Source organism: Streptomyces sp. NPDC002994 (genome assembly GCF_040611155.1).
GTDB lineage: Bacteria > Actinomycetota > Actinomycetes > Streptomycetales > Streptomycetaceae > Streptomyces.
This window is the reverse complement of record NZ_JBEXNQ010000029.1, coordinates 84,563-110,567: the sequence shown is the minus strand read 5'-3', so window position 1 is coordinate 110,567 and position 26,005 is coordinate 84,563. Positions and strand designations below refer to the sequence as shown.

At 71.5% G+C, this 26,005-nt stretch carries 21 protein-coding genes and 1 pseudogene; 14 read left to right on the top strand and 8 right to left on the bottom strand.

Annotated elements, in window-relative coordinates:
- Positions 1-122: 122 nt before the first annotated feature.
- From ABZX79_RS30765 to ABZX79_RS30750, 4 genes are all read right to left on the bottom strand, one after another.
- Entirely contained in the window at positions 123-422 is a 300-nt protein-coding gene (locus ABZX79_RS30765; protein ID WP_355264910.1) for a DUF3303 family protein, read from the bottom strand.
- 221 nt (positions 423-643) lie between these two features.
- A complete protein-coding gene (locus ABZX79_RS30760; protein ID WP_355264907.1) occupies positions 644-2,164 on the bottom strand; it encodes a cellulose binding domain-containing protein in 1,521 nt (506 codons plus the stop codon).
- Between the two features lie 178 nt (positions 2,165-2,342).
- Entirely contained in the window at positions 2,343-3,788 is a 1,446-nt protein-coding gene (locus ABZX79_RS30755) for a HAMP domain-containing sensor histidine kinase (protein WP_355264904.1), read from the bottom strand.
- On the bottom strand, positions 3,785-4,474 hold the full coding sequence (locus ABZX79_RS30750) for a response regulator transcription factor (protein WP_355264901.1): 690 nt from the start codon (positions 4,472-4,474) through the stop codon (positions 3,785-3,787). The genes ABZX79_RS30755 and ABZX79_RS30750 overlap by 4 nt, the downstream gene beginning before the upstream one ends.
- Positions 4,475-4,551: 77 nt before the next feature.
- Between ABZX79_RS30750 and ABZX79_RS30745 the strand changes: the two genes are divergently transcribed.
- Entirely contained in the window at positions 4,552-5,139 is a 588-nt protein-coding gene (locus ABZX79_RS30745) for a hypothetical protein (RefSeq protein ID WP_355264898.1), read from the top strand.
- Between the two features lie 72 nt (positions 5,140-5,211).
- Here ABZX79_RS30745 and ABZX79_RS30740 read toward each other — a convergent pair whose 3' ends face one another.
- On the bottom strand, positions 5,212-6,084 hold the full coding sequence (locus ABZX79_RS30740; RefSeq protein ID WP_355264895.1) for a fused MFS/spermidine synthase: 873 nt from the start codon (positions 6,082-6,084) through the stop codon (positions 5,212-5,214).
- A 33-nt stretch (positions 6,085-6,117) separates the two neighbouring features.
- Positions 6,118-6,684: a hypothetical protein gene (locus ABZX79_RS30735; RefSeq protein ID WP_355264892.1), complete on the bottom strand. Its 567-nt coding sequence runs from the start codon at positions 6,682-6,684 to the stop codon at positions 6,118-6,120.
- A 223-nt stretch (positions 6,685-6,907) separates the two neighbouring features.
- Between ABZX79_RS30735 and ABZX79_RS30730 the strand changes: the two genes are divergently transcribed.
- Together ABZX79_RS30730 and ABZX79_RS30725 are read left to right on the top strand one after the other, a co-directional pair.
- Positions 6,908-8,278 carry a hypothetical protein gene (locus tag ABZX79_RS30730; RefSeq protein ID WP_355264889.1) on the top strand — a complete coding sequence of 457 codons (1,371 nt, stop codon included), beginning with the start codon at positions 6,908-6,910 and terminating at the stop codon, positions 8,276-8,278.
- Positions 8,279-8,333: 55 nt separating this feature from the next.
- Positions 8,334-8,486, top strand: a pseudogene (locus ABZX79_RS30725) (ABC transporter substrate-binding protein); the annotation flags it as partial.
- A 13-nt stretch (positions 8,487-8,499) separates the two neighbouring features.
- Here the strand turns inward: ABZX79_RS30725 and ABZX79_RS30720 are convergent.
- Complete coding sequence (locus ABZX79_RS30720) at positions 8,500-9,408, bottom strand: AfsR/SARP family transcriptional regulator (RefSeq protein ID WP_355264886.1); 909 nt, start codon at positions 9,406-9,408, stop codon at positions 8,500-8,502.
- A 267-nt stretch (positions 9,409-9,675) separates the two neighbouring features.
- Here ABZX79_RS30720 and ABZX79_RS30715 point away from each other — a divergent pair, with 267 nt between their 5' ends.
- The 8 genes from ABZX79_RS30715 to ABZX79_RS30680 all read left to right on the top strand — a co-directional run bounded on the left by ABZX79_RS30715 (position 9,676) and on the right by ABZX79_RS30680 (position 21,335).
- The gene (locus ABZX79_RS30715) at positions 9,676-10,659 is read left to right on the top strand and encodes an AfsA-related hotdog domain-containing protein (RefSeq protein WP_355264883.1); all 984 of its coding nucleotides are present in this window, start codon (positions 9,676-9,678) and stop codon (positions 10,657-10,659) included.
- Positions 10,656-11,330 carry an HAD family phosphatase gene (locus tag ABZX79_RS30710; protein WP_355264880.1) on the top strand — a complete coding sequence of 225 codons (675 nt, stop codon included), beginning with the start codon at positions 10,656-10,658 and terminating at the stop codon, positions 11,328-11,330. The genes ABZX79_RS30715 and ABZX79_RS30710 overlap by 4 nt, the downstream gene beginning before the upstream one ends.
- The gene (locus ABZX79_RS30705) at positions 11,327-13,036 is read left to right on the top strand and encodes an FAD-dependent monooxygenase (RefSeq protein ID WP_355264877.1); all 1,710 of its coding nucleotides are present in this window, start codon (positions 11,327-11,329) and stop codon (positions 13,034-13,036) included. The genes ABZX79_RS30710 and ABZX79_RS30705 overlap by 4 nt, the downstream gene beginning before the upstream one ends.
- Positions 13,036-15,324, top strand: a complete 2,289-nt coding sequence (locus ABZX79_RS30700; protein ID WP_355264930.1) for an MMPL family transporter — start codon at positions 13,036-13,038, stop codon at positions 15,322-15,324. Before ABZX79_RS30705 ends, ABZX79_RS30700 begins: the two co-directional genes overlap by 1 nt.
- Positions 15,299-16,420, top strand: a complete 1,122-nt coding sequence (locus ABZX79_RS30695; protein ID WP_355264874.1) for an NAD-dependent epimerase/dehydratase family protein — start codon at positions 15,299-15,301, stop codon at positions 16,418-16,420. Before ABZX79_RS30700 ends, ABZX79_RS30695 begins: the two co-directional genes overlap by 26 nt.
- On the top strand, positions 16,417-17,622 hold the full coding sequence (locus tag ABZX79_RS30690; RefSeq protein ID WP_355264871.1) for an alpha/beta hydrolase: 1,206 nt from the start codon (positions 16,417-16,419) through the stop codon (positions 17,620-17,622). Before ABZX79_RS30695 ends, ABZX79_RS30690 begins: the two co-directional genes overlap by 4 nt.
- A 152-nt stretch (positions 17,623-17,774) precedes the next feature.
- Positions 17,775-19,955: an MMPL family transporter gene (locus ABZX79_RS30685; protein ID WP_355264868.1), complete on the top strand. Its 2,181-nt coding sequence runs from the start codon at positions 17,775-17,777 to the stop codon at positions 19,953-19,955.
- Positions 19,956-20,000: 45 nt separating this feature from the next.
- Positions 20,001-21,335 (top strand): metallophosphoesterase, encoded by a 1,335-nt coding sequence (locus tag ABZX79_RS30680; RefSeq protein WP_355264865.1) that lies wholly within the window; start codon positions 20,001-20,003, stop codon positions 21,333-21,335.
- Positions 21,336-21,419: 84 nt separating this feature from the next.
- On the opposite strand, the gene ABZX79_RS30675 is transcribed toward ABZX79_RS30680, so the two are convergent.
- Complete coding sequence (locus tag ABZX79_RS30675) at positions 21,420-22,016, bottom strand: histidine phosphatase family protein (protein ID WP_214969116.1); 597 nt, start codon at positions 22,014-22,016, stop codon at positions 21,420-21,422.
- A gap of 194 nt (positions 22,017-22,210) precedes the next feature.
- On the opposite strand from ABZX79_RS30675, the gene ABZX79_RS30670 reads away from it, so the two are divergent.
- The 3 genes from ABZX79_RS30670 to ABZX79_RS30660 are packed head-to-tail and all read left to right on the top strand — an operon-like array spanning position 22,211 to position 25,915.
- The gene (locus ABZX79_RS30670) at positions 22,211-23,146 is read left to right on the top strand and encodes a phosphatase PAP2 family protein (protein ID WP_355264861.1); all 936 of its coding nucleotides are present in this window, start codon (positions 22,211-22,213) and stop codon (positions 23,144-23,146) included.
- A complete protein-coding gene (locus ABZX79_RS30665; RefSeq protein WP_355264927.1) occupies positions 23,076-24,326 on the top strand; it encodes a hypothetical protein in 1,251 nt (416 codons plus the stop codon). Before ABZX79_RS30670 ends, ABZX79_RS30665 begins: the two co-directional genes overlap by 71 nt.
- Positions 24,317-25,915 carry a hypothetical protein gene (locus ABZX79_RS30660; RefSeq protein ID WP_355264858.1) on the top strand — a complete coding sequence of 533 codons (1,599 nt, stop codon included), beginning with the start codon at positions 24,317-24,319 and terminating at the stop codon, positions 25,913-25,915. The genes ABZX79_RS30665 and ABZX79_RS30660 overlap by 10 nt, the downstream gene beginning before the upstream one ends.
- Positions 25,916-26,005 lie beyond the last annotated feature (90 nt).

The window sequence follows — 26,005 nt, the reverse complement described above, 5'->3', positions numbered from 1 at the left end:
GGCAGCGGCCTCGACCCGAAGTCGGTCTGCCCGGCGGAGGTCGGGCACGGAGAGCTGGGGCGGGCGCCCTTCCGCCGGCCGTCGTCGGGGCTGAGGCCGTCGCCGGGCGTCACCACCTTTACCTACCTCTGGGACTGCAAGGCTTGCAGGCCCTTCTTGAGGTCGTCGTGGTTCATCACCGGTACGACCTCGACATCCGCACCAAGTTCCATGAAGAACGTCTCCGCGACCTTGGGCAACTGGGAACTGTCCTGCATGTCGAAGACGAGCATGCAGGACCGCCTGCCCATGTTGGGGAAGAAGTAGGCCGCCTCTGGCTTGAGCTCCTGGATCACCGAGTCCAGCATCTGCGGCAGCGTGCCCTTTCGGATCGCCTCGTTTCCGGCCTCCGTGTCGACATGGGCGTGCAGCATGACCCTCATGGAATTCGCTCCTTCGGCACACCACGGCCGGCACGGTCCCATCCGCGCACACTGAAGCCCCGGTGGCGTCGTCCCGCTCAGCCTCGGTGCGGGTGATACGAGCGGCAACATCTCTTCCACCGTCTGAGCACACGCGTACCCCGACCGGGTGTGGGGAACTCCGGCCGGGGCGCGCGCCTGCGGGGGGTCTCAGAGGCTCAGAGAGGCTCAGGGGCTACTGATCACTTGTACGTCGCGAACGCCCTCGTGAACGCCAGCGGCTCCTGCACGATCGAGCTGCACGTAGCGTCTGCCGAGCCCTGCGCCCCGCCCGGGCACTCCTTGTCGCGCGTCGACGACCACATCGACAACCACCCGAGCCCCTTCTCCCGGGCGAACTTCACCAACTGCGTCGCGTCGTCGACCTTGAAGATCTCCGTGGTCACATCATTGACGCCGATCATCGGGGTGACGGCCACCGTCTTCCACGCCGCCGCGTCCGACAGCCCGAGTACGCCCTTGAGCTGGGCCTGCGTCGCCGTCGCCGCCTGGACGGCGTACGTACCCATGTCGCCGCTGTACGACGGTCCGTAGTCCATCGCCATGATGTTGACCGCGTTGATCTTCACGCCGTTCTTCTTGGCGTCGGCGACCAGGTCGACGCCCTGCTGCGTCAGCCCCTCGGGCATCACCGGCAGCGTGAAGGACACATCCAGCCCCGGGTACTTCTTCTGGAGCTGGGCTATCGCCTGCGCGCGGCGCGTGTTCGCGGCGGTGTCCGGGAGCGCCGCCCCCTCGACGTCGAAGTCCACCTTCGTGAGCTTGTACGCGTCCACGACCTTGCCGTACGCCGCCGCCAGCTCGTCGGCCGAGGAGCAGTTCAGCGCGAGCTCCGTGCCCGCCGCGCCGCCGAAGGAGACCCGTACGTCGCCGCCCTTCGCGCGCAGCGCGCCGATCTGGCCGGCCACCTTGTCGCTCGTCAGTCCGGTCACGCCGCCCCACAGCGGCGCGCAGCTGCCGCCCGAGGTGATGAAGGCCAGGTTGAACTCCTTCACGCCGGTCTTGGTCGCGGTGTCCACCAGGTCGTACGCCGGGTAGAGGGACGTATCGACGTACGGAGCGAACTTCGCCCCCGCGGCTGCCGGCGGTGCGCTCGTCGGAGGCGCGCTCGGCGTGGGCGCAGTGGTCGGAGGAGCAGTGGTCGCAGGAGCCGTCGTCGCAGAAGCCGTCGGCTTCAACGTCGGCTTCCCAGAAGCAGTCGCCGAGCCCGTCGGCTTCGGGGCCTCCGTCGGCCTCCCGCTCGGCCGCGGTGTGGCGCCCGCGTCGACCGAGCACTTCACGTCGTTGATCAGGCAGCCCGTGGGGTCACCGGCCGTGCCCCGCCCCTCGGCCGAGGTGACGAAGCCGACCGTCACGGACGCGCCCGGCGCCAGCTCCCCCGCCCAGCTCGCGGGCTTGACCGTCACGTGCCGGCCGGCGACCTTGTGTTCGGCGTTCCACAGGGAGCCGATCTTCGTACCCTCCGGCAGGTCGAACTCGAGCGTCCAGTCCGACTGGGCCTTGCCGGTGGGGTTCGTGACGACGTACTGGCCGGTGTAACCACCGCCCCAGCCACTGGTCTTCGTGTACGCCGCGCCGACCGCGGCGGCCTGCGCCGTTCCGGTGAACGCGAACGCCGCGCCACCGATCACCGCCGCGGCGACAACCGCGCCGAGCGCCTTGGTCCTGCCGCTCGTTGTGCGCCGGTGCGTCGTACTGCTCATCGCGTGCCTGCCTCTGCGTTACAGGAAAACCCCGGGGGGACGGCCCCGGGGGTATACGGCGCGGGGGATACGCCGTAGGGGTGCGGCAGCACGCTAGCGAGCCCGAAACGGACAAAAGCCGGGTTAGGTACGAGGCTTGAGGATCTTAGGGCGCAGTTAAGGAAGCCATGGGAGCCCGTTAAAACTTCACGCCCTTCGAACCCCTCGCACCCTTCACCCCCGCCGGCCGCTTGCGCCGCCCCAGCCGGTGGCCGTTCTGGCCCCCCGCCGTACGCCGCCCGTCGAGCCCGAGCCCGATCCAGATGCGGACCTCCGTACCGCCGAGCACCGAGTGCCCGATGCGTACGTCGCCGCCCGTCGACTCCGCGACCCGCCGCACGATGTCCAGGCCGAGGCCCGTGGACCCGTCCCGGTCGCCGCTGTTGCCGCGCACCAGCGCCGCCTTCGGGTCCGAGATGCCGGGGCCGGCATCCGACACCAGGACGATGACGGCATCGTCCCCGTTGTGCACGTCCACCGAGAAGGCCGTACCCACCGGGGTGTGCCGGAAGACGTTGCCCAGCAGCGCGTCCAGTGCCGCCGCCAGTTCGGGCCGGGCGACCGGGATACGTACCGGACGCTCGACGCCCGCCAGCCGCACCTTCCTGCCCTCGTCCTCCGCCAGCGCCGACCAGAAGTCCATCCGCTCGCGCACGACTTCGGACACGTCACAGCCGGCCCCGGGGCCGGGGCCGGGAACGCCGTGCGTCTGCGACCGCTGTTCGCGCGCCGTACGGATGATCGTGTCGACCTCGCGCTCCAGCTGCTCGACGGCCGACCTGGTCTGCTCGGCGGCCGGGCCCTCGCCCAGCGAGGCGGTGTTCAGGCGCAGCACGGTCAGCGGGGTCCGCAGCCGATGTGACAGATCGGCTGCCAGTTCCCGCTCATTCGCCAGCAGCTGGACCACCTGATCCGCCATGGAGTTGAACGCCACGGCAGCCGACCGCAGTTCGGTCGGCCCCTCCTCGGGCACGCGTACGCCGAGCCTGCCCTCCCCCAGGTCGTGCGCGGCGCCCGCGAGCCGCTGGGCCGGCTGGACCATGCGTACGCCCAGCCGGTCCGCGACCGCCACCGAGCCCACGATCAGGGCGATCCCGACGCCCGCCAGCACGAGCCACGCCGTCGCCACGCCATTGCTGACGTCGTCCTCCGGTACGAAGACCTCCACGACGGCGATCTGCCCGCTCGCGATCGCGGTCGGCTGGAGCAGCGCGAAGCCCCCCGTCACCTCCGAGATCGAAGCCCGCCCGATCCGCCGCGTCGTCTCCAGGTCCTGCTGCGCCGCCCGCCGGCGCCCGATCTCCAGCGGCAGACCGCCCGCCTTGCCCGGCTCACCGGCTGCCGCCGGGATGTGGACCGCCATGCGTCCCTCGATACCGACCTCCGTCGTCTGGACGGCGCGGTTGAGCGAGTCGCGGTCGGTGGTGATGGAGAGGGTGGGGCCGATGGTGGCGGCCCAGCGTTCGGCGTTGGAGAAGGCCCGGTCCCTGGCCATCTCCTTGATGACGAGCCCGAGGGGTACGGCGAAGGCGAGCACCACCATCACCGTCACCGCCAGGCTCACCTTGACCAGTGCCCACCTCATCGCGGCGGCTCCAGCTTCACGCCGACGCCGCGCAGGGTGTGCAGATAGCGCGGGTTCGCCGCCGTCTCGCCGAGCTTGCGCCGCAGCCAGGACAGGTGGACGTCGATGGTCTGGTCGTCGCCGTAACTCTGCTGCCAGACCTCGGCGAGCAGCTCCTTGCGCGGTACGACGACTCCCGGCCGCCCCGCGAGGAAGGCCAGCAGGTCGAACTCACGGCGGGTCAGGTCGAGCCGCGCGCCGTCCAGCTCCGCCTGCCTCCTCAGCGGATCGATCGACAGCCCTCCCACCTGGATCACCCGGGACGGCGGCTCGGCGCCCGCGACGGCGCGGGAGCGGCGCAGTACGGCGGCCATGCGGGCGGACAGGTGCTCGACCGAGAAGGGCTTGACGAGGTAGTCGTCGGCGCCGTCGTTGAGCAGCCGTACGATCTCCGCCTCGTCGTCGCGCGCAGTGGCGATGATCACGGGTACGTCGGTGATCCCGCGCAGCATCTTCAGCGCCTCCGCCCCGTCCAGGTCGGGCAGACCGAGGTCCAGAATGACCACGTCGAAGCTGAAATGGGCGACCTCGCGCAACGCCTCAAGTGCCGTACCGACGCTGCGCACCGTGTGGGTGGCTTCGGTCAGGTGCCGGATGAGGGCGGAACGTACGAACTGGTCGTCCTCGACCACGAGCACACTTGCCATGGGCGGCACCGTACGCCATTCGGGGGATGCGGGTCCCCCCTGGGACGGGGTGAGGCGGGTGGTGCAGTATGGCCCCGATGCAACGAGGATTCGTACACGCCATCGCGTGGTCGCTCGCCACGGGCGCGGCGGTCACGCTGTCGTGGTGGGGCGTGCACACGGTCATGGCGGGCACGGCGTACGACCCTCCGCAGGCGCTCCCGATCCCCGCCGGTCTGCCCGCGCAGAGCAGCACCGCGCAGGATGCGAAGCCGCAGTCCAAGGTGTCGTCGACGCGCCGGCCGGAGTCCAGGAGCCCGTCCAGGACGCCGGAGAGCCCCAAGACGCCCTCGCGCACCCCGGCCGACCGGGACACCCCGCCCCCGAGCCGTACACCGAGCAGTTCCGGCAGCCCGTCGGACTCGGGCGCGCGGGCGCCGTCGAATCCACCGACGGCCGCGAACGGCCAGGTGAAGAGCTACAGCACCAACGGCGGCCGGGTCACCTTCGACATCGGGAAGACCTCCGCCAAACTGGTGTCGGCCACTCCGGCGACGGGCTGGTCGATGCAGGTGTGGAAGCAGCCGACGTGGATACGGGTGGAGTTCACGGCGGGCACGGCGAGCGTGTCGGTCTTCTGCACCTGGCACGACCACGAGCCGACGGTCGAGATCGTGGAGTCCTGAGGCCCTGAGGCCCTGAGGTCCCGCCCGCGACCTCCTGAGGTCCCGCCCGCGACCTCCTTGCCCGCCCGCGACCTACTTGAACGCGGACGGCGGCGGTTCCGGTGACGGCCGCGCGCTCGTGTCCGTGACCACGGCCGCGCCGCCCGTGAAGTCGGCCAGCTCCCGGCCGTGTTCCACCCGCCCGGGATGCGGGTCGGTCGCGATGCGGCGGGTCCATTCGGCGATGGGCAGCGTACGGTCCGACGCGAGCAGCACCGCGTTGCCGAAGCGGCGGCCGCGCAGCACGGCCGGGTCGGCGGCCAGGGCGAGCTCGGGCCAGACGGCGGCCGCGGTGGCGATCTGGCCGCGCAGGTACGCGAGCGGCGGGCCGTCGGCGAGATTGGCGGCGTAGAAGCCTCCGGGCTTCAGCACCCTGCGTACGTCGGCGAGGAATTCGGTGCTGGTGAGGTGTCCGGGCGTACGGGCGCCGCTGAACACGTCCGCGATCACCAGGTCCGCCCAGCCGTCCGCGACCTTTCCGAGCCCGGCGCGGGCGTCGACGGAGCGGACGCGGATACGGGCCTGGGCGTCCAGCGGGAGTTCCTTGCGCACCAGTTGCACGAGCGCCGCGTCCACCTCCACGATCTGCTGCGTGGAGCGGGGCCGGGTGGCGGCGACGTAACGGGCGAGGGAGAATGCGCCGCCGCCCAGATGCAGGACGTGTACGGGCTGGCCCTGCGGGGCGGTGAGGTCGGCGATGTGGCCGAGCCTGCGCTGGTACGCGAAGTCGAGGTAGGACGGTTCGTCGAGGTCCACGTGGGACTGCGGGGCGCCGTCGATGAGCAGGGTCCAGCCGCGCGGGCGGTCCCGGTCGGGTATCAGCTCGGCGAGTCCGCCGTCGACGTGCTCGACGACCGGCTCGGGGGCGGCGCGCTCGCGCCGCTTGTTCTTCGCGTTCTTTGCCACGCAGCCAGTATCGGCTGCGCCTGCCGGATCGGTTCAGCGGACGCGGTCCGCCGCTTCGATCAGCCGCGCCGCCTCGCCGAGCGCGGCTCTGAGCACGGCCGGGTCGGTGACCGGGCCCGTGTCGGTGGGCGGCAGCAGCCAGCCGCTCCCGGTGACGGGGGGCTCGGGGACCAGGGGCGGGGAGTCCGCCCCGATGTCGCCGGCCAGGACGGCCGGGATGCGCAGGCCGCGTCCGGAGGTCTGCGTACAGGCGCTGCCCGGCATGTCCCAGCCGTCGGCGGTGCCGGGGGGCACGAGGAAGCCGAGGGTCGCGCAGGAGCCGTCGTGCAGGACGGGCCCGACGGCGGGCGCGGAGGCGCGGCGGATGATGTCCACCGCTTCGAGGCCCTGGCGCACCGGGACCGTCACCAGGTCGCACGGCTCGGCGCCGGGGCTTACCGCCGCCGGTGGAACGGCGCTGAACTCCTGGCTGGGCCTGTGCTTGGCCGTCGACCGCGAGCCTGGCAGGGGGCCCGCCAGTGTGCCCGACAGCGGGCCTGACAGTGATCCTGACAGTGAGCCTGATCTTGAGCCGCTGATCTCCATGCCGGCCTCCAACAAGGGAACCCCTCCTCGCTCGAGTGGGAGCCGCGCTCCCTCTCCTCATGGTTCAACGCGCGACGCTGTCAACGGCTACGGCGCCGCGCCGCCGCAAAGGATGGCAGTTCATGGCAAATCATGGGTGAGATATCCCGTTTGTAGCGAAACCCCGCGTGTTCGGCTCGTCACAGCCGGTACGTTTTTGCTCCGCCGGAGCACGCGAACCTTGCGGGAGGGCTTGGCCATGCCGAACAACGACTTCCGCCGACTGCGAGGGTCTCGTTCACCGGCCGAATTCGCCGCAGCCGTGCGCCGGGCGGCGCGTGAGATCGGTGAACAGGTCGCATGCGACGCCCGCTACATCGGGCGCGTCGAGGCCGGCGAAATCCGCTGTCCCAACTACGCGTACGAGCGGGTCTTCCTGCACATGTTCCCCGGCCTGACGCTGTCGGACCTGGGCTTCTCGGCCCGCGAAACGGTACGTGGCAGGGGGGCACGCGCCACCACAACCCATGCCACCACGACCCCCAGCAACATCGACGAGGAGAGCGACGTGCTGCGTCGCGCGTTCATGACGAGCGGCACCGCCACCATGGCGGCCGCATCCCTGGGGCTCGGCACCGCGCCGAGTGCCTCAGCATCCAGTCCGTACGTCGCCCTTGACGCTTACGCGCCAACCGCGCCAACCGCGCCGCACCGCCGGGTCGGCGAGGCCGAGGTCGGCGCCGTGGAGGACGCGGTGCGCCAGATCCGGCTGCTCGACGACCGGCACGGCGCCGACGGCCTCTACAAGCGCGCCGCACAACCCCTGCGTACCGCCTACGCCCTGCTCGACGCGAGTACGACGTCCCACAGATCCATGGCCGACCGGCTGCACACCGGCGCGGGGGAACTCGCCCTCTCGGTGGGCTGGCTCGCGCACGACTCGGGCCGCTTCGACGACGCCCGCTCGCACTACGCGGAGGCGCTGGCGACGGCCCGGGTGGCCGGTGACCCGGCGCTGGAGGCCCACGCGTTCAGCAACTCGGCGTTCCTCGCGCGCGACACGGGCCGGCCGCGCGAGGCGGTACGGGCGGCCCAGGCGGGGCAGCGCGCGGCCCGGCAGGTGGCTTCGCCGCGGCTGCTGTCGCTGCTCACCCTGCGCGAGGCCGGCGGCTGGGCGGGGCTCGGTGACCGTGCGGGCTGCGAACAGGCGCTCGCCCGCGCCAAGACTCTCTTCGAGCGCGGTACGGCGCAGGCCGACCCGGAGTGGATGAGCTTCTTCGGGGAGGCGGAGTTGGAGGGGCTTGAGGCCCAGTGCTGGTCGGCGCTGGGCGACTGGTCGCGCGCGGCCCGGCACTCCCGGCGCGCGGCGGCGCTCCAGGACCCCCACTTCACCCGGAACCTGGCCCTCTACAGCGCGGAGCTCGCGGACGACCTGGCCCGCGCCGGGGCGCCGGACGAGGCGGCGGCGGTGGGACAGGGCGTACTGGATCTCCTGGAGGAGGTGCAGTCGTCGCGCGTCCGGACGATGCTCTCCGAGACCACCCGCGTCCTGCTGCCGCACCGCCGCTCGCCGTCGGTGGCCCCCTTCCTGGCCCGCCACGCGACGGTCGAGCCCCGGGTCAGCGGCTGAGCGCCGACCGGCGACCGGCGGCTGACCGGCGGCAGTAGGCACTGCGGCCGGGCCCGGGCTCACCGTCGTCGAGCAGAAGATCAAGCCGACCGACAACGACATGACGGCCCAGGTCGCGGCGCTCAAGAAGGCCGGCGTCAAGGGGGTCGTCATTAGCGCGGGACCGCGCCAGGCGGCCTCGTTCGTCGGCGTCGCGGCGGCGGTCGGCGGCAGCGCTCGTTCTATCTCAGCGGGCTCTGGCGGGCGAGCGGGGACTCCGGGAACGGCGTCGCCGGGCCGCCCGCCGCCCCGCTGTCCTGCCTCAGCGTGGACAGCACCATCAACTGCGGGTCCTGGAGCAGCAGTCGCCCCTGGAGCGCCCGCAGGGCCTGGCCCGGTTCGGCGCCCAGTTCACGCACGACGCGGCTTCGGTGGTCGGCGTACACCGTCAGCGCCTCGTTACCGCGGTCCGACCGGTAGAGCGCGAGCATCAGCAGCCATACGAACCGTTCCCGCAGCGGATATTTGTGCACCGCGTAGTACAGATACGGCACTGCGTTGCGGTGTCCGCCCAGCTCCAGTTCCAGCTCGGCGCGTACCTCCATGTCCGCCAGGAAGCGCTCTTGGCGATACAGCCGTTCACGCTCCAGCATGGGCCCCTCCAGCCCTTCGACGAGCGGGCCGACGGACATCGTGCGCGCCCGCTCCAGCAGCCGTACGCCTTTCAGGATCTCGCCCTCGCGGGCCGCCATGATGCCGGCCGAGGCAAGCCGTTCGTACACATACAGGTCCACTTCGGCATGGCCGACATCCAGCCGGTAACCGCTGCCGGACCACTCCAGCGAGACACCCTGGCCACCCGGCTCGCCGTCCGCGAGCAGGCCGCGCAGGCCGGAGATGGACTTCTGGATCAGATTCTTCGCGTACGTCGGGTAGTCCTCGCCCCACAGTGACTCGATCAGCTGATCCACGCCGGTCTCGATGCCCGGCTTGAGGAGCAGGACCGCCAACAGGGCCCGCTGCTTGGGCGGGCCGAGCTCGATCATCTCGGCGCCGTAGGTGACTTGGAGCGGACCGAGAAGACGGAATCGCAGCGGCGACGGACCTTCTTCGTCCTTGAAACCGCGGTCGCGCAACAACACACCAGACATGAATTCCCCCCGGAAACGTTGTTCGCAAGACTAAGTATTACCGGCCGGTTTCATCCGGGCGAAGATCAAGTGAGACCGAGATCACGCTGCACGACGTCTTGACTCCGCCCTGCGCGTGTGGGGACTCCCGGCTTCCGTGAAGGGGCGGTCGAGGGCGGTCGAGGGCAGCCAAGGGCGGTCAGCGGATCTTCCAACGACTTGACCAGCGTTTAGTCAAACCCCTTCCTCCAAGGTGGTGCGGTCCCCGCCCTTTTGCTTGGAGAAACGATGACCGGCCCAGCGCAGCAGGACCAGATCCGTTCCGCACTCAGATACGACAGCACCGTTCCCCGCGCCATGGTGCACCGCGCCGCGATCGCCGAGGTGTTCCTCACCGACTCCCGCCCTGCGACGGACCGGCCCGACACCTACGAGGTGGCGGCCCAGCTGCCGCGCGCGCACATCATGGGCGAGAACTCCGGCACGCACGACTTCCTCCTGCTGGTGGAAGTGCTGCGGCAGGGCGGGGTGTTCCTCGCTCACGCCTACGAGAATGTCGGCCTGGACGAGTCCTTCATCTTCCGCAGCCTGCGGCTGCAGATGCAGGATCTGTCCGCCGTACGCACCGACGACCGGCCGTCCCGCGCGGTCGTGACGTTCACTGTCTACCCGCAGCGCAAGCGCAACGGCAGGGTGCAGGCCCTGGACTTCACCGGATCGTTCAGCATCGAGGGCAAAACCGCTCTGCGGTTCAGCGGCGGCCTGGCCTTCTTCACCCGCACCATCTACCGCGCGCTGCGCGCCCGCCGCCGCGACGCCCTGGTCGGCTCCATCGGCGTGCTGCCCACGCATGTGGCGGCCGACCCCGCCTCCGTGGGCCGGCGCGATCCGTACAACGTGGTGATCACGCAGGCGATCCCGGCCGGGGACAGCACCCTGTCCGCCACCGTGCTGTCCGACACGACGCACCCTCACCTCTTCGACCACCGTCTCGACCACATTCCCGGCAACCTCCTGCTGGAAGCGGCCCGGCAGCTGGCCGCGGCCTCCGTTTCGTCGCTCCACTCCATATCGGCCACCGGTCTTCAGGTGACCTCGCTGGACGCGACCTTCCAGGAGTTCGCCGAACTGGACCTGCACGCCCGGGCGGTGGCTCGGGTCGAGCAGTTCCGGCTGGACGAGTCGCTGGGCACCCTGGTCGTGCCCGTCGTGGTCGACATCGTGCAGCAGGAACGCGTCGTCGCCTCGTTCCGCCTGGAGGTGGCGCAGTGACCTCCCCGCAGATCACCACTGTCGTGGTCGACTACGGGGGTGTACTGACCAATCCGCTGCACGAGACCTTCGCGGCCTTCGCCGCGACGGTGGGCGTACCGGTCGACGAGCTGCGGGACGCGTTCGCAGCGGCCACCACCCGATACGGCCGCAGCCCGATGGCCGACCTGGAGACCGCCCGGTGCACCGAGGCGGAAATGGTGGAGAGGGTCCTCGCCGAGCTGCCGGACGGCAAGGGCCAGGGGCTGCTCCGCGGACAGGAGTTCGGGGAGCTGTGGTTCCGCGCCAGGACCGTCAATGAGGACCTGGTGTCCTTCCTGCGCACGCTGCGCCGACTGGGTTACACCACCGCCCTGCTCACGAACAACGTCGTGGAGTGGGGTCCTCGCTGGCGGGCCCAGCTCCCCGTGGACGAACTCTTCGACGCCGTCGTCGATTCGTCGGCCGAGGGTGTGCGCAAGCCCGACCCGGTGATCTACCGGCGGCTGCTGGAGCGGCTGCCCGCGGCGCCGCACGAGTGCCTCTTCCTCGACGACCTGGAGGAGAACTGCGCCGCCGCCTCGGACATCGGCATGCTCGCCGTCAACTTCACCACCACCGACGAGGCGATCGACCAGGTCGTCGCCCTGCTCCGCTCCCGCGGTGCCTTCCACGTCAGGAGCCAGGTATGACGCAGGAAGACACCGTACTGATCGTGGGGGCCGGCCCCACCGGACTCACCACCGCCTGCACACTGCTCCAGCACGGCGTGAAGTGTCGGATCATCGACCGGCGCAAGGGCCCGGCCGGCAACCCCAAGGCGCTGATCCTTTGGAGCGGCGCCCTGGAAGTGCTGCAACGCGTCGGCGTCGCGGACTGCCTCGTGAAGCGCTCGCTGCCGCTGTCCGGCGCGTCGTACTGGTCGAACGGCAAGCGCGCCGGACGGGTGCGCTTCGGTTCGCTGGCCGACACCGCGTTCCCGCACCCGCTGTGCGTACCGCAATCGGTCACCGAGAGCGTGCTGTACGAGCGGCTGCTGCGGCTCGGGGGCGATGTCGAGTGGAACACCGAGCTCGTCGACGCCAGGCTCATCTCCAGCCCCGCCGGACCGGTCTGCGCCACGATCTCGGTCCCCGGTCCCAATTCGCCTTCCGTGGTGTCACCGCGCTGGCTGGTGGGCGCGGACGGTACGCAGAGCAAGGTCCGCAAGGCCGCCGGGATCGCCTTCGAAGGCAGCACGTACGCGCGCGACTTCCTCCTGGGCGACGGTGAGTTCAGCGGGGATCTGCCGGAGGACGAGGCCCAGTACCACCTGACGCCCGAAGGCGTGCTGGTGGTCGTGCCGCTGCCCGGCGGCGGGCACCGGATCTTCTTCGACCGCGATGTCACCGGCGACGTACAGCCGCTGTCCGACGAGGATCTCCAGGAGCTGCTGACGGCCCGCGGCCCGCAGGGCTGGAAGGTCGGCTCCACCTGGTGGCGCAGCACCTTCCGGGTCCACACGAAGGTCGCCGACGCGTTCCGGGCGGGCCCGCTCTTCCTGGCCGGGGACGCCGCTCACTGCCACAGCCCGGCCGGCGGGCAGGGTCTCAACACCGGTGTGCAGGACGGCTTCAACCTGGGCTGGAAGCTGGCCGCTGTGAGCCGCGGCGCGGACCCGGCGCTGCTCGACAGCTACGAGGCGGAGCGGCGGCCCGCGGCCCTGCGGGCGCTGCGCAACTCCGACCGTCAGACCCAGCTGTGGATGCTGCGGGCGGGCCCCAAGCGGGTGCTGCGCGACACCCTGCTGCGGGTGGCGTCCGCGACCGGAGCGCTCGACCGCAAGCTGGTTCCCGAACTCGCCCAGCTGGATCCGGGTCTGGAGTCGAGCCCGGCGGTGCCGGGCCGGCTCCCGGTGTCCCGCGCCAAGAACGCCAAGAACGCCAAGAGTGACAAGAGTGCGAGGAGTGCCAGGAGCGGGAAGGCCGCCCTTCGGCCCGGCGTGCGGCTGCCCGACACCTCGTGGCGGCCGCTGTCCGCAACAGTGGCGGCGTCCCTGCACGAGCACCTTTCCGCCGGCCGGCACACCCTGCTGGTCCTCCAGGACGGCGCGCAGACGGCGGACGGCGAGCACGCGGCGCAGGAGGCGGCCGGGATCGCGGCCCGCTCCACGGTGAGCGGTCAGATGGATGTCCTGCTGCTGACCAGCGCGGAGTCCCGGGGCGGCGGGGCGAGCGACCTGCCGTACCTGCGGGCCGTGGACACCTCCAGGCAGCTGACCGGCCTGGCCGAGGAAGGCCCGCTGGTGATCTATGTACGGCCCGACGGCGCGGTCGGCGCCTGGTCCTCGCACCGCGAACTGGCGCGACTGGCGGCGGGGGTGTCGGTGCTCGGCGCCGCCATGGGACGTGCGGCGTGATGCTGAAGTCCCTCGGTTCTCATGTCGTACGCAGACCGTGGCTGTTCCTGGTGGCGGCCGTCGTGCTGATCCTGGACGCCGTACTCCTCGGCGCGGATCTGCCCGAGCGGCTGAGCAACGGCGGTACGACGGACCCCTCTTCGGAGTCGGCGCGCGTACAGCGCGTGCTGGAGGAGCACTACCCGGAGCAGCAGCCCAATCTGGTTCTGCTGGTGTCGGTCCCCGAAGGCGCCCAGGTCGACGACCGGGAGCTCGCCCAGCAGGGTGCGCGGCTGGCTGAGCGGCTCGCGTTCGAGCAGTCGGTCGTCGGTGTCGTGTCGTACTGGCAGACCGGCCTCGAAGAGCTGCGCTCCCGCGACGGCAGACAGGCCGTGATCGCCGCCCGGATCGAGGGTGGCGACGACCTGGCCCGGGACGAACTGGAGCGGCTGGCACCGCGTTACCGTGGCGAGCAGGGTGACCTGAACGTACGGATCTCCGGTGCGCTCGCCGTGCAGAACGAGATCGAGAGCACCGTCGCCGAGGACTTGACCCGCTCCGAACTGATCGCTCTACCGCTCACCCTGGCCGTCCTGGTGTGGGTCTTCGGCGGGGTGGTCGCCGCGGCCCTCCCGGTCCTGGTGGGCCTGGCCACCGTCCTCGGCACGGGCGCTGTGCTGCGCCTGGTCACCGGGTTCACCGAGGTGTCCGTATTCGCCCAGAACCTCACCACCGCGCTCGGCCTCGGGCTCGCGATCGACTACGCGCTGCTGATCGTGCGCAGATTCCGCGAGGAGATCGACGCGGGGGCGGTCCCCGCGGACGCCGTGCTGCGCACGGTGCGTACCGCGGGCCGTACCGTCCTGTTCTCCGCACTGACCGTCGCGGTGGCCCTCGCCGCGATGCTCGTCTTCCCGCTGTATTTCCTGCGCTCCCTCGCCTATGCGGGCATCAGCGTGGTGCTGATCGCCGCGCTCACCGCGCTGACGGTGCTGCCCGCCGTGCTGGTGCTGCTCGGACACCGGGTGGACGCGCTACGGGTACGCCGCCGACGCACCGGCGGCCGGGTACCGAGCCGCAAGGGCCGGCTGACGGACGAGGTGATGCGCCGCGCTCCGCTGGTGACCGTGGTGGTGACCGGTCTCCTGCTGGTGCTGGGACTGCCTTTCCTGGGCGCCCGTTTCGGGACCGCCGACCACCGGCAGCTGCCCGCCGCGAGCGAGCCCCGGGCCGTCCAGGAGAGCCTGCGCGACGACTTCGACAGCTCACCCGAGGGCTCGGTGCCCGTTCTGCTGCGGGCCGGCGGAGCCTCCGGCGAGGAGGCACGGGCCACCGCCGGGCGGCTCGCCGGCAAGCTGTCCCGGCTCGGCGGGGTCACCCGGGTCGAGTCCTCGGCGGGCACCTACCATGACGGTCGCCGCTCGGAGCTCCCGACGCCCGCCGACGCCTCCCGCCGGACCGCCGGCCACAACCTGGTGACGGTGGTCGCCGAAGACGACACGGCCGCGACGTCGGCCTCCCGCCAGGCGCTGGTGGAGGCCGCACGAAAGGCGTCCGCGCCCGAAGGGGCCTGGGTGGGCGGCCCTGCGGCGGCCCTGGTGGACAGCAAGGCCGCGATCGGCCGCGGCCTGGCCCCGGCGCTCGCCTTCGTGCTCGGTGCGACGCTGCTGCTGGTCTTCCTGCTCACCGGAAGCGCGGTGATGCCCCTGCTGACCGTCGGGCTCAACGCGCTGAGCCTGACCGCCATGTTCGGCGCGGTGGTGTGGGTGTTCCAGGACGGTCACCTGTCCGGGCTGCTGGGCTTCACCGCGACCGGAGACGTGGAGACGACCCTGCCCGTCCTGATGTTCTGCGTCGCCTTCGGGCTGTCCATGGACTACGGCGTCTTCCTGGTCGCCCGTATCAAGGAGGACTTCGACCGTACGGGCGACCACCGGGCGGCAGTGGTACGCGGCATGCGGACCACCGGCGGGCTGATCACCGCGGCCGCCGTGGTCCTCAGCGTGGTGTTCGTCTCCATCGGACTGTCGCGGATCACCAACACCAAGATGCTCGGCTTCGGCGTCGCGCTGGCCGTGCTGGTGGACGCCCTTGTCGTACGGACCCTGCTGGTGCCGGCCGTACTCCGGCTGCTGGGCCACCGGGCCTGGTGGGCGCCCGGCCCGCTGCGCCGCGTACACCGCCGTCTCGGACTGCGCGAAGGCTCCCCAACCGCAGAGAACACAGAATCCGCAGAAAACACAGAATCCGCCGAAACCGCCGAAACCGCCGAAAGGACGTCGCATGAGCGACACGCCGCCACCCGCTGACCACACCGGCGCGGAGAAACCCGCCCGTCCCGGACTGGGTGCCGTGCTGGTCACCGGAGCCACCGGTCTGCTCGGCAACGCCGTCGTCACCAGGCTGCTCGCCGCCGGTACGCAGGTCACGGCAGTGGTACGGGACGCCGAGCGCGCCCGCGCCCAGCTGCCGCACCATCGCGCCCTGCGGCTCGTCACCGGGGACGTCACCGACATCGGCAGTTACAAGGACGCACTGCCCGGGATGGACGCGGTGATCCACACGGCCGCGTACTTCCGCGAGTACTACCAGCCGGGTCACGACCTGAAGCTGCTGTACCGCACCAACGTGGACGCGGTGGAGGATCTGCTGAAGGCGGCGGTGGACGCCCGGGTGCCCACCGTCGTACAGACCAGCTCCATCGCCGTACTGGGCGGCGGCGACGCCATGTCGCCCGGCGACGAGGACACTCCCAACGGCCGCCCGGACCAGGGCAACCACTACCGGTCCAGCAAGATCCGGGCCGAGCGGATGATCGCCCGGTTCGACGAGAAGTTCGGCAAGACGTACGGACTGCGTGTGCCGCTCGTCCTGCCGGGCTGGATGTGGGGTCCCGGCGACGCGGGTCCCACCTCGGCCGGACGGCTCTTCCTCGCGGTGGCGCGGGGCGAGTTGAAGGCGCTGCCCACGGCGGGCAACCACGTCGTGGACGCCCGCGATGTCGCCGCCGCCTGTGTCGCCGCCGCGGAGCGCGGCGCCGGGGGCCGCCGCTACATCGCGGCGGGCGGCTGGTATCCGCTCCACGAGATCTGCGCGGCCGTCGTACGGGCGACCGGCACCGGGGAGGTGCCGCGCAAGCTGCCCCCGCAGGCCGCCATGGCGCTCGCCTCGGCCCTGGAGTGGCAGGCGAAGGTACGCCGCAGGACGCCCGTCGCCACCCGTAATGGCATGCGCGCGCTGCTCGAAGGACACCACCGCAGGGTCTCCTCCGCACGAGCCGCGCATGAACTCGACGTCACCTTCCGTCCGCTGGAACAGACCCTCGCCGACCAGGCCGCATGGCACCGCGCACACCAACAGCTGCCTGCCCTCCGGGCGGCAGGACGAGAGGCGAGGACCGCATGAGCGTCATCAAGCGGATCGCCGTACTGAGCGCGGCACTCGCGCTGCTGGCGAGCCCTGTCGCGGCGGCCATGACGGCGGCGGCCGACTCCCCAGCGGCGTCGGAAAAGGCAGCCGGAACGTCCGTCACGTCTGTCACGTCGGTGCCCACCCCGGCCGAAGCGGCAGCCGCCGCCAAGGCGACCGCCGCGCGTCTGGCCGCGCAGGACATCGTGGACGTCCCGGTTTCCTTCACCGTACGCAATGCCAACCGCAGCAAGACCGGCTGCCGCGCGGACGGCGGGAAGTACCGCGTTCGAGGACACCTGACCGCGCCCGCGCGCGTGCTGTCCGGCGAGAAGCGGGCGGTCACGCTCTACCAGCACGGCATCGCGGCCGGCGAGTGGTACTGGCGTCTCGACGTACCCGGCTACCACTACGCCGAGGAGCTCGCCAAGCGCGGGCACGCCTCCGTCACCATCGACCGGCTCGGCTACGGCGACAGCGACCGCCCCAACGGCTTCGACACCTGCATCGGCGCCGAGGCGGACATCGCCCACCAGATCGTCCGCCAACTGCGCGACGGCGATTACACCGTCGACGGCAAGCCCGCCGAGGGCCCGGCCGCCAAGGGCCCCGCGGCCATCGCGACGAGTTTCGACAAGGTGACCCTGGCCGGGCAGTCCAACGGCGGGCAGGTCGTCCAGATCGCGGCGTACTCCTTCGGCGGGATCGACGGGCTGATGATCATGGACTGGACCGACCGGGGGCTGACCCCGGAGGCCAACACCCGTTTCTTCAGCGCCCTGCAGAGCTGCATGGCCGGCGGGCAGCCGAGCCGCGAGCCCTCGGACCCGAGCGGCTATGTGTACTACGACCTGGGGCCCGACCAGTTCCGGCGCGGCAACTTCCACGACACCGAGCAGCGCGTCATGGCCGCCGCGACCCCGCACCAGAACCGGCACCCCTGCGGTGACATGACCTCGCAGCTCGACTCCGTCTTCACGGACCTGGAGCACGTCGGATCCATCAAGGTCCCGGTGCTGCTGGTGTACGGCGACGACGACGCCCGGGTCACCGGCGGCGCCGCGCACCGGCGGCTGTTCACCGGGGCCGAGACCGAGCTCATCGACATTCCGGGGGCCGGGCACTACGCCACGATGGCCCGCTCGGCGCCCCGCACCTTCGACCGGATCGACGCGTGGCTCGACGCCCGCGGTCTGTGATTCCTCACCCTGCCCCACACCCCCCGAATCCCCTGAATCCCCCCGAAATCCCCCATCCCGGAGAGTGGAAAGTGCCGACTACGCCGACTACACATCGGTTCGCCGCCAGCAGCCCCGAAGAGAGTCCGCCGGCCCTGCGACGGTGGGGCCGGGTGGCCGCAGGCCGATCCCGGCTCGTGATCTGGGTCAGCGTCCTGCTGACCGTGATCGGCCTGGCGCTCGCCGCCGGCGCCATGGACCGCCTGGTGCTCAGCCGCTTCGAGAGTCCCGGATCCGAGTCGCTGGACACCCGGGCCGTCCTGGAGCGGGAGTTCGAAGCGGGCACGCCCAGCGTGCTGCTGATGGTCACGGCCAAGCAGGGCACTGTGGACGACGCCGCCGTCGCGGCCGAGGGCCGCAAGCTGGAGAAAGAGCTGGCCGGGCAGAAGGGCGTGGCCGAGGCCTCGTCGTACTGGTCGCGGGGCAACTCCCCGGCCATGCGCGGCACCGACGGCAAGCAGGCCCTGATCATCGCCCGGATGGCGGGCACGGTGACCGAGGCCCGCACCGCACTCGGCGAGTTCTCCCCGGGCTTCACCCGGGACAGCGAGCTGGTGACGGTCCAGGTCGGCGGCGGTGACGAGGTGTTCCGGCAGGCCGCCGAGCAGTCCCGGCAGGACTTCCTGCGCGCCGAGATGATCGTGTTCCCGCTGGTACTGCTGCTGCTCTTCGCCATCTACCGCCGGTTCTCGGCGGCGGTCCTGACCCTCGGCATGGGCCTCTTCTCCGTCATCACCACGCTGGCGCTGATGCACATCGTCACGTACTTCACCGATGTCTCGACGTTCGCCGCCAACCTCGCCCTGGTGATGGGCATCGGACTGGGCGTCGACTACAGCCTCTTCGTCATCAACCGGTTCCGCGAGGAACTGCGGGCCGGGCGGGCCGTCCCCGACGCCGTCGAGTACGCGGTCGCCAGCGCCGGTCGCACCGTCGCCTTCAGCGGTCTCACCGTCATGGTGTCCCTGGCCTGTCTGCTGCTGTTCCCGTTCCCCTTCCTGCGTTCGTTCGCGTACGCCGGCATCGGCACCGTCCTCACCTCTGTCTTCGCCGCGCTGGTGATCCTGCCGGCCTCGCTGGCCCGCCTCGGACACCGCGTCGTCCGCAAGAACGCGAAGGACGCCCGGTCCGACGCCCGGTCCGACGAGGGCTGGTGGCACACCACGGCGCTGCGCATGATGCGCAGGCCGCTGCTGTGGGGCATCCCGGCGCTGGTGGTCCTGCTGGGCCTCGCCTCGCCGGCGCTGGGTCTCACCTTCGGCGTACCGGACGAGCGGGTACTGCCCAAGGACGTGTCCAGCCGGGTGGTGCAGCAGCAGATTCGCGACAACTTCGCCGCGGAGGAGATGGACGCGATCCAGGTCCTGCACCAGGGCCGGGCGGGCCAGGACGCGAATCGCGGGGCCATCGAGGCGACGGCCGTCTCGCTGTCCCGCATCTCCGACGTCCACCAGGTCGACGCGCTCACCGGTTCGTACGCCGAGGGCCGGAAGATCGCCGAGCCCAACGACTCCTCCCGCAGGTTCGCGCACGAGCAGGACACCTGGTACTCGGTCGTCGCGACCCACCACGGCCTCGACCAGGACATCGACCGGGTCCTCTCCGACATCCGCACCACCGTGGCGGCCGATGTGAAGATCGGCGGCTATCCGGCCGAACTGAGCGACTTCCGGGGCGAGTTGGTCGACCGGCTGCCGCTGGTGTTCGGACTGATCCTGGTGGTCACCTTTGTCATCCTGTTCCTGATGACCGGCAGCGTGCTGCTTCCGGCGAAGGCGATGGTGCTCAACACCCTCAGCATGGCGGTGATGTTCGGCGCCCTCGTGTGGATCTTCCAGGACGGAAATCTGTCCGGGCTGCTGGGCTTCACACCGAGCGGCTCGATCGAGCCCAGCATTCCCATCCTGATGTTCTGCACCGCCTTCGGCCTCTCGATGGACTACGAGGTCTTCATGCTGTCGCGGATCAAGGAGGAGTACGACCGCACCGGCGACAACGCCGGCGCGGTGGCGGTCGGCCTGGAGCGCAGTGGCCCGCTGATCACCTCGGCGGCGGTCATCCTCGCGGCCTCGTTCGCGACGTACGCCTCTTCCGGGATCGTCTTCCTGAAGATGCTGGGCATCGGCATGGTAGTGGTGATCCTGGTCGACGCCACGCTGATCAGGGCGGTGCTCGTACCGGTCTTCATGCGGCTGGCCGGAAAGGCCAACTGGTGGGCGCCGGCTCCGCTGCGGGCGCTGCACGCCCGGTTCGGCATCTCGGAGTCGGACCCGTCAAAGCCTGTCACCGCCTGATTCCGCTTCCGCTTCCGCTTCCGCCAAGATCCCCGAGGAGAGACGATGCTGGGCATCGGAGTATGGGCGCTCATGCTGGTGGGCTCCGGCGCCATCCACTACTACCTGTGGATACGTCTGGTCCGTGACACCACCAGACCCGCGACCCGCGCACGGCGGCTGGCGACGGGGGCCGTGGTGGTCTCGGCGCTGGCCGCCCCCGGGGCCCGGATCGTCACCCCGCTGTTCGATCCGTCGGACGGTGGCGGCGGACGGTGGGTGGCGTGGCCCGGCTACACCCTGATCGGGGTACTGCTCTACCTGCTGCTGGCGCTCGTCGTACTGGAGGTGCCTCGGGCGCTGCTGGTGCGCGGGTGGCGGCGTACCGAGCGGGAATCCGCGCCGGTTCAGGTCGCCGAACCGGAGCCGGTGGCGGTGCTGGTGACGGCCGGATCCGACGCCGCACCTGCCTCCCCCGCGACGCCGACTCGGGAGGCTCGGGAGGCTCGGGAGGAGCCTCGGTCCACTCCCGCGGCCGGCGACCTCCTGGTCGGCCGCCGGCTCTTCCTCGGGCGGGCCGTGGGCACGCTGGCCGGTGCGGCCGCCCTGGGCACCGTCGGCTACGGCATGTCCGTGGCCCTGGGCGACCCGCTGATCAAACGCGTACCGGTGGCTCTCTCCAAGGTCAACACCCGCCTGGCCGGACTCCGCATCGCCGTGGTCAGTGACATTCACCTGGGGCCCATGCTCGGGCGTTCCCACACCGAGCGGATCGTCCGGATGATCAATGGGCTCCAGGCGGACCTGGTGACGATCGTCGGCGACCTGGCCGACGGAACCGCCTCCCAGCTGGGACCCGCCGCTCGCCCCCTGAAAGGGCTGGAATCGCGGTACGGCAGCTACTTCGTCACCGGAAACCATGAATACCTCTACGACGGCGTGGAGGACTGGCTGGACGAGATGCGCAACGTCGGTGTCCGGCCGCTGGTCAACGAGCGCGTGGAGATCGAGCACAACGGCACCTTCCTCGACCTGGCCGGGGTCGAAGATCTCGCCGGTGAGGAGACCGGCCGCGGCCCGGACCTCGGGCGGGCACTGGCCGGGCGGGACACGTCACGTCCCGTCGTACTGCTGGCCCATCAGCCGGTGTTCGCCGAGGAGGCCGCCCGCCACGGGGTCGACCTCCAGGTTTCCGGACACACCCACGGCGGCCAGATGTTCCCGCTCACCGCGGTGACGGCCCTGTCCAATCCGGTCAGCGCCGGGCTCGGCAGGGTCGACGACACCGCGCTGTACGTGACCAGCGGGGCGGGCTTCTTCGGCCCGCCGGTCCGGGTCGGCGCCCCGGCGGACATCACCCTGCTCGAACTCCGCGGCCCCCGGCTCCGGCAGGGCCGCTGAATCAGTACGCCGCAACCGGCTCCCGAGGCGATGCTTCGGGAGCCGGTTGCGTCGTACGACGGTCAGGCCATGAGCGCCGTCCGGTCAGCCGCCCAGATGCCCGACGTCGTTCCAGCGCTCGATCGCCGGGTCGCCGTACGCCCAGCCGAGGACCGACAGGGACGTCGGGTCCAGTCGGATGCGGGCGGCGAACGAGACGTCCAGGCCCAGCCAGCGGGCGCCGATGGCGCGCAGGATGTGGCCGTGCGCGAAGACGAGCGCGTCGCGGTCGGCCGAGTGGGCCCAGGCGATGACCTCGTCCGCGCGGTCGGAAAGCTGCGCGAGCGTCTCGCCGCCCGGTACTCCGTCGCGCCAGATGAACCAGTCGGGCCGCTCCGCCTTGATCTGGGTGGGCGTCATGCCTTCATACGCCCCGTAGTCCCACTCCATCAGCGCGTCCCACTCCTGCGCGCGCTCGCCGAACCCGGCGATCGCGCAGGTCTCGCTCGCCCGCCGGAGCGGGCTCGTGCGCACCTCGGCGTCCGGGAGGCCGTCGAGCGGCGCGCGGTTCAGGCGCTCGCCGAGCAGCTTCGCGCCGCGGCGGCCCTCGTCGAGCAGGGGGATGTCGGTCCTGCCGGTGTGCTTCCCCAACAGGGACCATTCCGTCTGTCCGTGCCGGGCCAGCAGGATGCGCGGTGCCATGACGATGTCTCCCTGGGCGTGCGAAGGGCGGCCCACCATCATCGCGCACCGGGCACAGGGGCAACCTCCGGGGGGATTTCCACGTCCACCTACTCGCGTACCCGGTGCGTGTACGTGTTCCCATACACCGTACGGTTGAAAGGGTGGCCAGTCAGCCCATAGGCCGCACATGCAGACAAATGGAGATTGTCCGGATGCAGGACACCGCGCCCCGCCCAAGGCCCCGCTGGTGGACCGAGCTGCTGCTCATCCTGGTCGTCTACGCCGCGTACACCGGCGGCCGGTTGCTCGTACGCGGCGGCGAGGCGACTGCCGTGGAGCACGGACTGGCGATACTGCGCGTCGAAAAGCTCCTGTATCTCAACGCCGAGCACCCCCTCAACCGGCTGTTCACCGCACACTCGTGGATCGGGATACCCGCCGACTTCGCGTACGCGTCGCTGCACTACGTCGTCACCCCCGCGATCCTCGTCTGGCTCTTCCGGCGGCGCACGGTCCGCTACCGGGCCGCGCGGACCTGGCTGATGCTGTCAACCCTCCTCGGGCTGATCGGCTTCACGCTCATGCCGACCTGCCCGCCCCGCCTCCTCGAAGCGGGGCACGGTTTCGTCGACACGATGGCGCAGTACAGCGCGTACGGCTGGTGGGGCGCCGAGGCGAGCGCGCCGCGCGGGCTGGGCGGGTTCACCAACCAGTACGCGGCGATGCCGAGTCTGCATGTGGGCTGGGCGCTGTGGTGCGGAGTGATGCTGTGGCGGCACGGGCGTACGCCGCTGATGAAGTCGCTCGGTGTCGCGTACCCGCTGCTGACCACTTTCGTGGTCATGGGGACGGCCAACCACTACTTCCTCGACGCCGTGGCGGGCGCCGCCGTGATGGGCATAGGACTGGCCCTGACCAGGCCTTTCATGCGTCTGACCAACCGGCTGCGGGACCGTTTCCTCCCCCGGTCGGGCGGGGTGAAATCCCTCGTTGCCGGCGGCGTTGTCAGTGCCGGATGCGAGACTTCCGAGGGTGAGCGAATCCCTGGGCAGCGGACCCGAACCAGCACCTCCGCGGGTGCCTCCGCAGGCGACGGCGACAGCGGCAGCGAAAGCGCCGGCGAGGGCACTCCGGCAGCGGCTCGCTGAGCTGCGCGGCCCGTCCGTCGCACCGCTGCCCCTGGACGCGCGTGCGCTGGCGGCGCTCGCCGCCAACCCGGGCTGCAAGCGCCGCGCGCTGCTCGACGGCGCGGGGGTGAACAAGGCCGCGCTCGCCGCGGCGCTCGGCTCCCCTTCCGCCTTCGGCCAGTCGCAGTTCGCGTTCATGCGGGGCAATGCCTTCGAGGCCCGCGTCAAGGCCGACGGCGGCACGGAGCTGATGCGGCTGCTGTACGAACGGATGGGCGCCACCACCGGCTGCGAGGCGCCGGTGCCCGGCGAGACGCACGTACCCGACCTGGCGGCGGCGGGCCCCGAGGGCCGGGCGGCGCGTACGGCGCTGGCGCTGCGCGAGGCCACGGCGGCCGGGGCCTGGGCGTTGCTCGACCACCCGATGCTGGCCCTGGAGGTGGCGGGCTCCCCCGCGTACCTGGAGCCGGACGCGGTGGTGGTGCACCCCGACGGCCACTGGACGGTCGTCGAGATCAAGTCCTTCCCGATGCTCGACGGCTCGGCGGACGCGGCGAAGGTCGGCGCGGCGGCGCGCCAGGCCGCCGTGTACGTCCTGGCGCTGGAGCGGGTCGCGGCAAAGGTGAAGGGGGCCGAGGTGCGGCACTCGGTGCTGCTGGTCTGCCCCAAGGACTTCTCGAACCTGCCGGCGGCGTCGGCCGTCGACGTACGCAAGCAGCGGTCGGTGACCCGGCGCCAGCTGGAGCGCCTGACGCGCATCGAGGACTTGGCCGCCGCGCTCCCTCCCGGCACGACGTTCGACGTCGACCGCCCGGCGGAGGACCTGGCAGCGGCGGTGGATTCGGTCGACGCGGCGTACGCCCCGGAGTGCCTGGCCGCGTGCGAACTGGCCTTCCACTGCCGCGCGAAGGCGCGGGCAGCGGGCGCGGTGGAGGCACTGGGCCGCAGTGTGCGCGGTGAGCTCGGCGGCCTGACGACGATCGGCGAGGTCCTGGCAGCGGCGGAGGGCGAGTCCGGCGACCCGGCCGACCCAACGGTGGCGGCGCTGCGCCGGGCGGCGGCACTGCGGTCGGAGGCGCTGGCGGCATTTTCAGCCCCTCCGGCGTTTGAGGAGCGGGGTCTGGGGCGGAGCCCCAGTCTCGGGAAGGTGCCGGCAGGGGAACTTGCCCGCCGCCCACAGAAAGGCGCGACATGTCGCTGATCAGCACCCTCGCCCGGCTCGACGCCGTCCGCAGCGGCCGCGCACAGACCCTGGCCACCGTCCGCCACCGGCACCTGTCCGAGCGCCCGATGGTCTTCGTGCCGCTGACCACCGCGGGCGAGGCCGGCGCACCGCTCGGCGCGCTCGTCGGCACCGACCGGGACGCCCCGCGACTGCTCGCCGTGACGCAGCCCCGCGACCGCGACCTGCGGTTCGCGTTTCTGGCGGAGCTGGCCGAGACCGTCCTGCCGTACATCGACGGGTACGCCGACGACATCGAGGCGGCGGAGCGCAACGAGACCGACCCCGAGACCGGGAAGCGGGTCAAGGTCGAGGTCGAACTCTGCGCGGACGCACCGCAGTTGATCGTGCCGAGCCGGGCGGGCATCGAGTACGTACGGCTCCTCGGGCGTTCGATGCGCTTCCGGCGTACGGCAGAGCAGGATCCGGACACCCCCTACCCCGCGCCGCCGCACATCCCGCTGCTCGGCCGCTGGCTGACGCACTACGGCGAGCGCGCCCGGGTGCCCGGGTCCTCGCTCCTCCTCGCGGCGACCGATCTGCTGGGCCGCCACTGGGCGACCGGGCAGTCCAACCTGGAGGACCAGCATCTGGGCGCGCTGCTGGCCTGGATCGACCCGGAGAACGCGGAGTGCGAGTCCGGCGCCGACGCGGCGCTGCGCGCGGAGCTGGAGCGTGACGCGGACGGGCAGTTGGTGTGCCCGCCGGCCGGCCCCGCGACCGACCCGGCGTTCGACAACAAGCTGCTGGCGCCCGCGATCGACCGTTACGACCGGGCCCGCAAGGCGCTCGCCGCCGCCGAGGACGGCCTCGCGGCGGACACGCACCTGGGTGAACTGGCCGCCGCCGAACGGCACATCCGTAACCTGCTCCGCGATCAGATGCTGCCCACCTGGAACGCCGTGTGGCGCGGGCTCGACCTCCTCCGGGAGCTGCCGGAGGGAACGCGGGCCACGGACCGCTGGACGCGAGACCGCTGGTCGTACACCGGCCACCGCGACCGCGTACGGGCCGGGGAGCCGCCGCAGCCCCGGCGCGACGACGCGGTGACCGCCGCACAGAAGCTCGCGTCCCGCGAGACCGCGCAGGCGCAGCTGGAGGCGCAGGAGGCGCTCGACGATCCGCTGGTGATGGCCGGGCGGCGGCTCGCGGGCGAGGCGTTCACCTGCGAGGTCCTGGACGTGGTGATGACCATGAGCGAGGGCAAACGGCCGAGCCCGCGCCCCCTGGTCGCCGTCCGCACGGACGACGCCCCGCACCTGGGCGAGCGTACGAAGGTCTACCGCTCGCTGGACGGCAGACCGCAGACCGCGGAGTTCGTGCGGTACGACGAGGACGAGACCGGCGTCCTGGTGCTGCGGGTGACCGACAAGATGGGCCGCGGCAAGGAGCCGGCGCCGGGGTCCGTGCCGGAGAAGGGCGAGCGGATCTGCTGGACGCTCTTCGAGCACGACCAGCGCGGTGGCCCCCAGCTGCCCGACCCGGAAGCGACCCCCTGGACGCACGGCGGCCCCCCGGGGGCGGGCGCGGAGCACCCCGACCCGGTAACGGCGGAGGACCTCCTGTGACCCACTCCGTTCCCACTCCCACTCCCACTCCCAGCCCCCGTCCCCGTCCCGCTCCCGCCGCCGCGTCGGCGCGTCGGCGCGTCAGCCGCC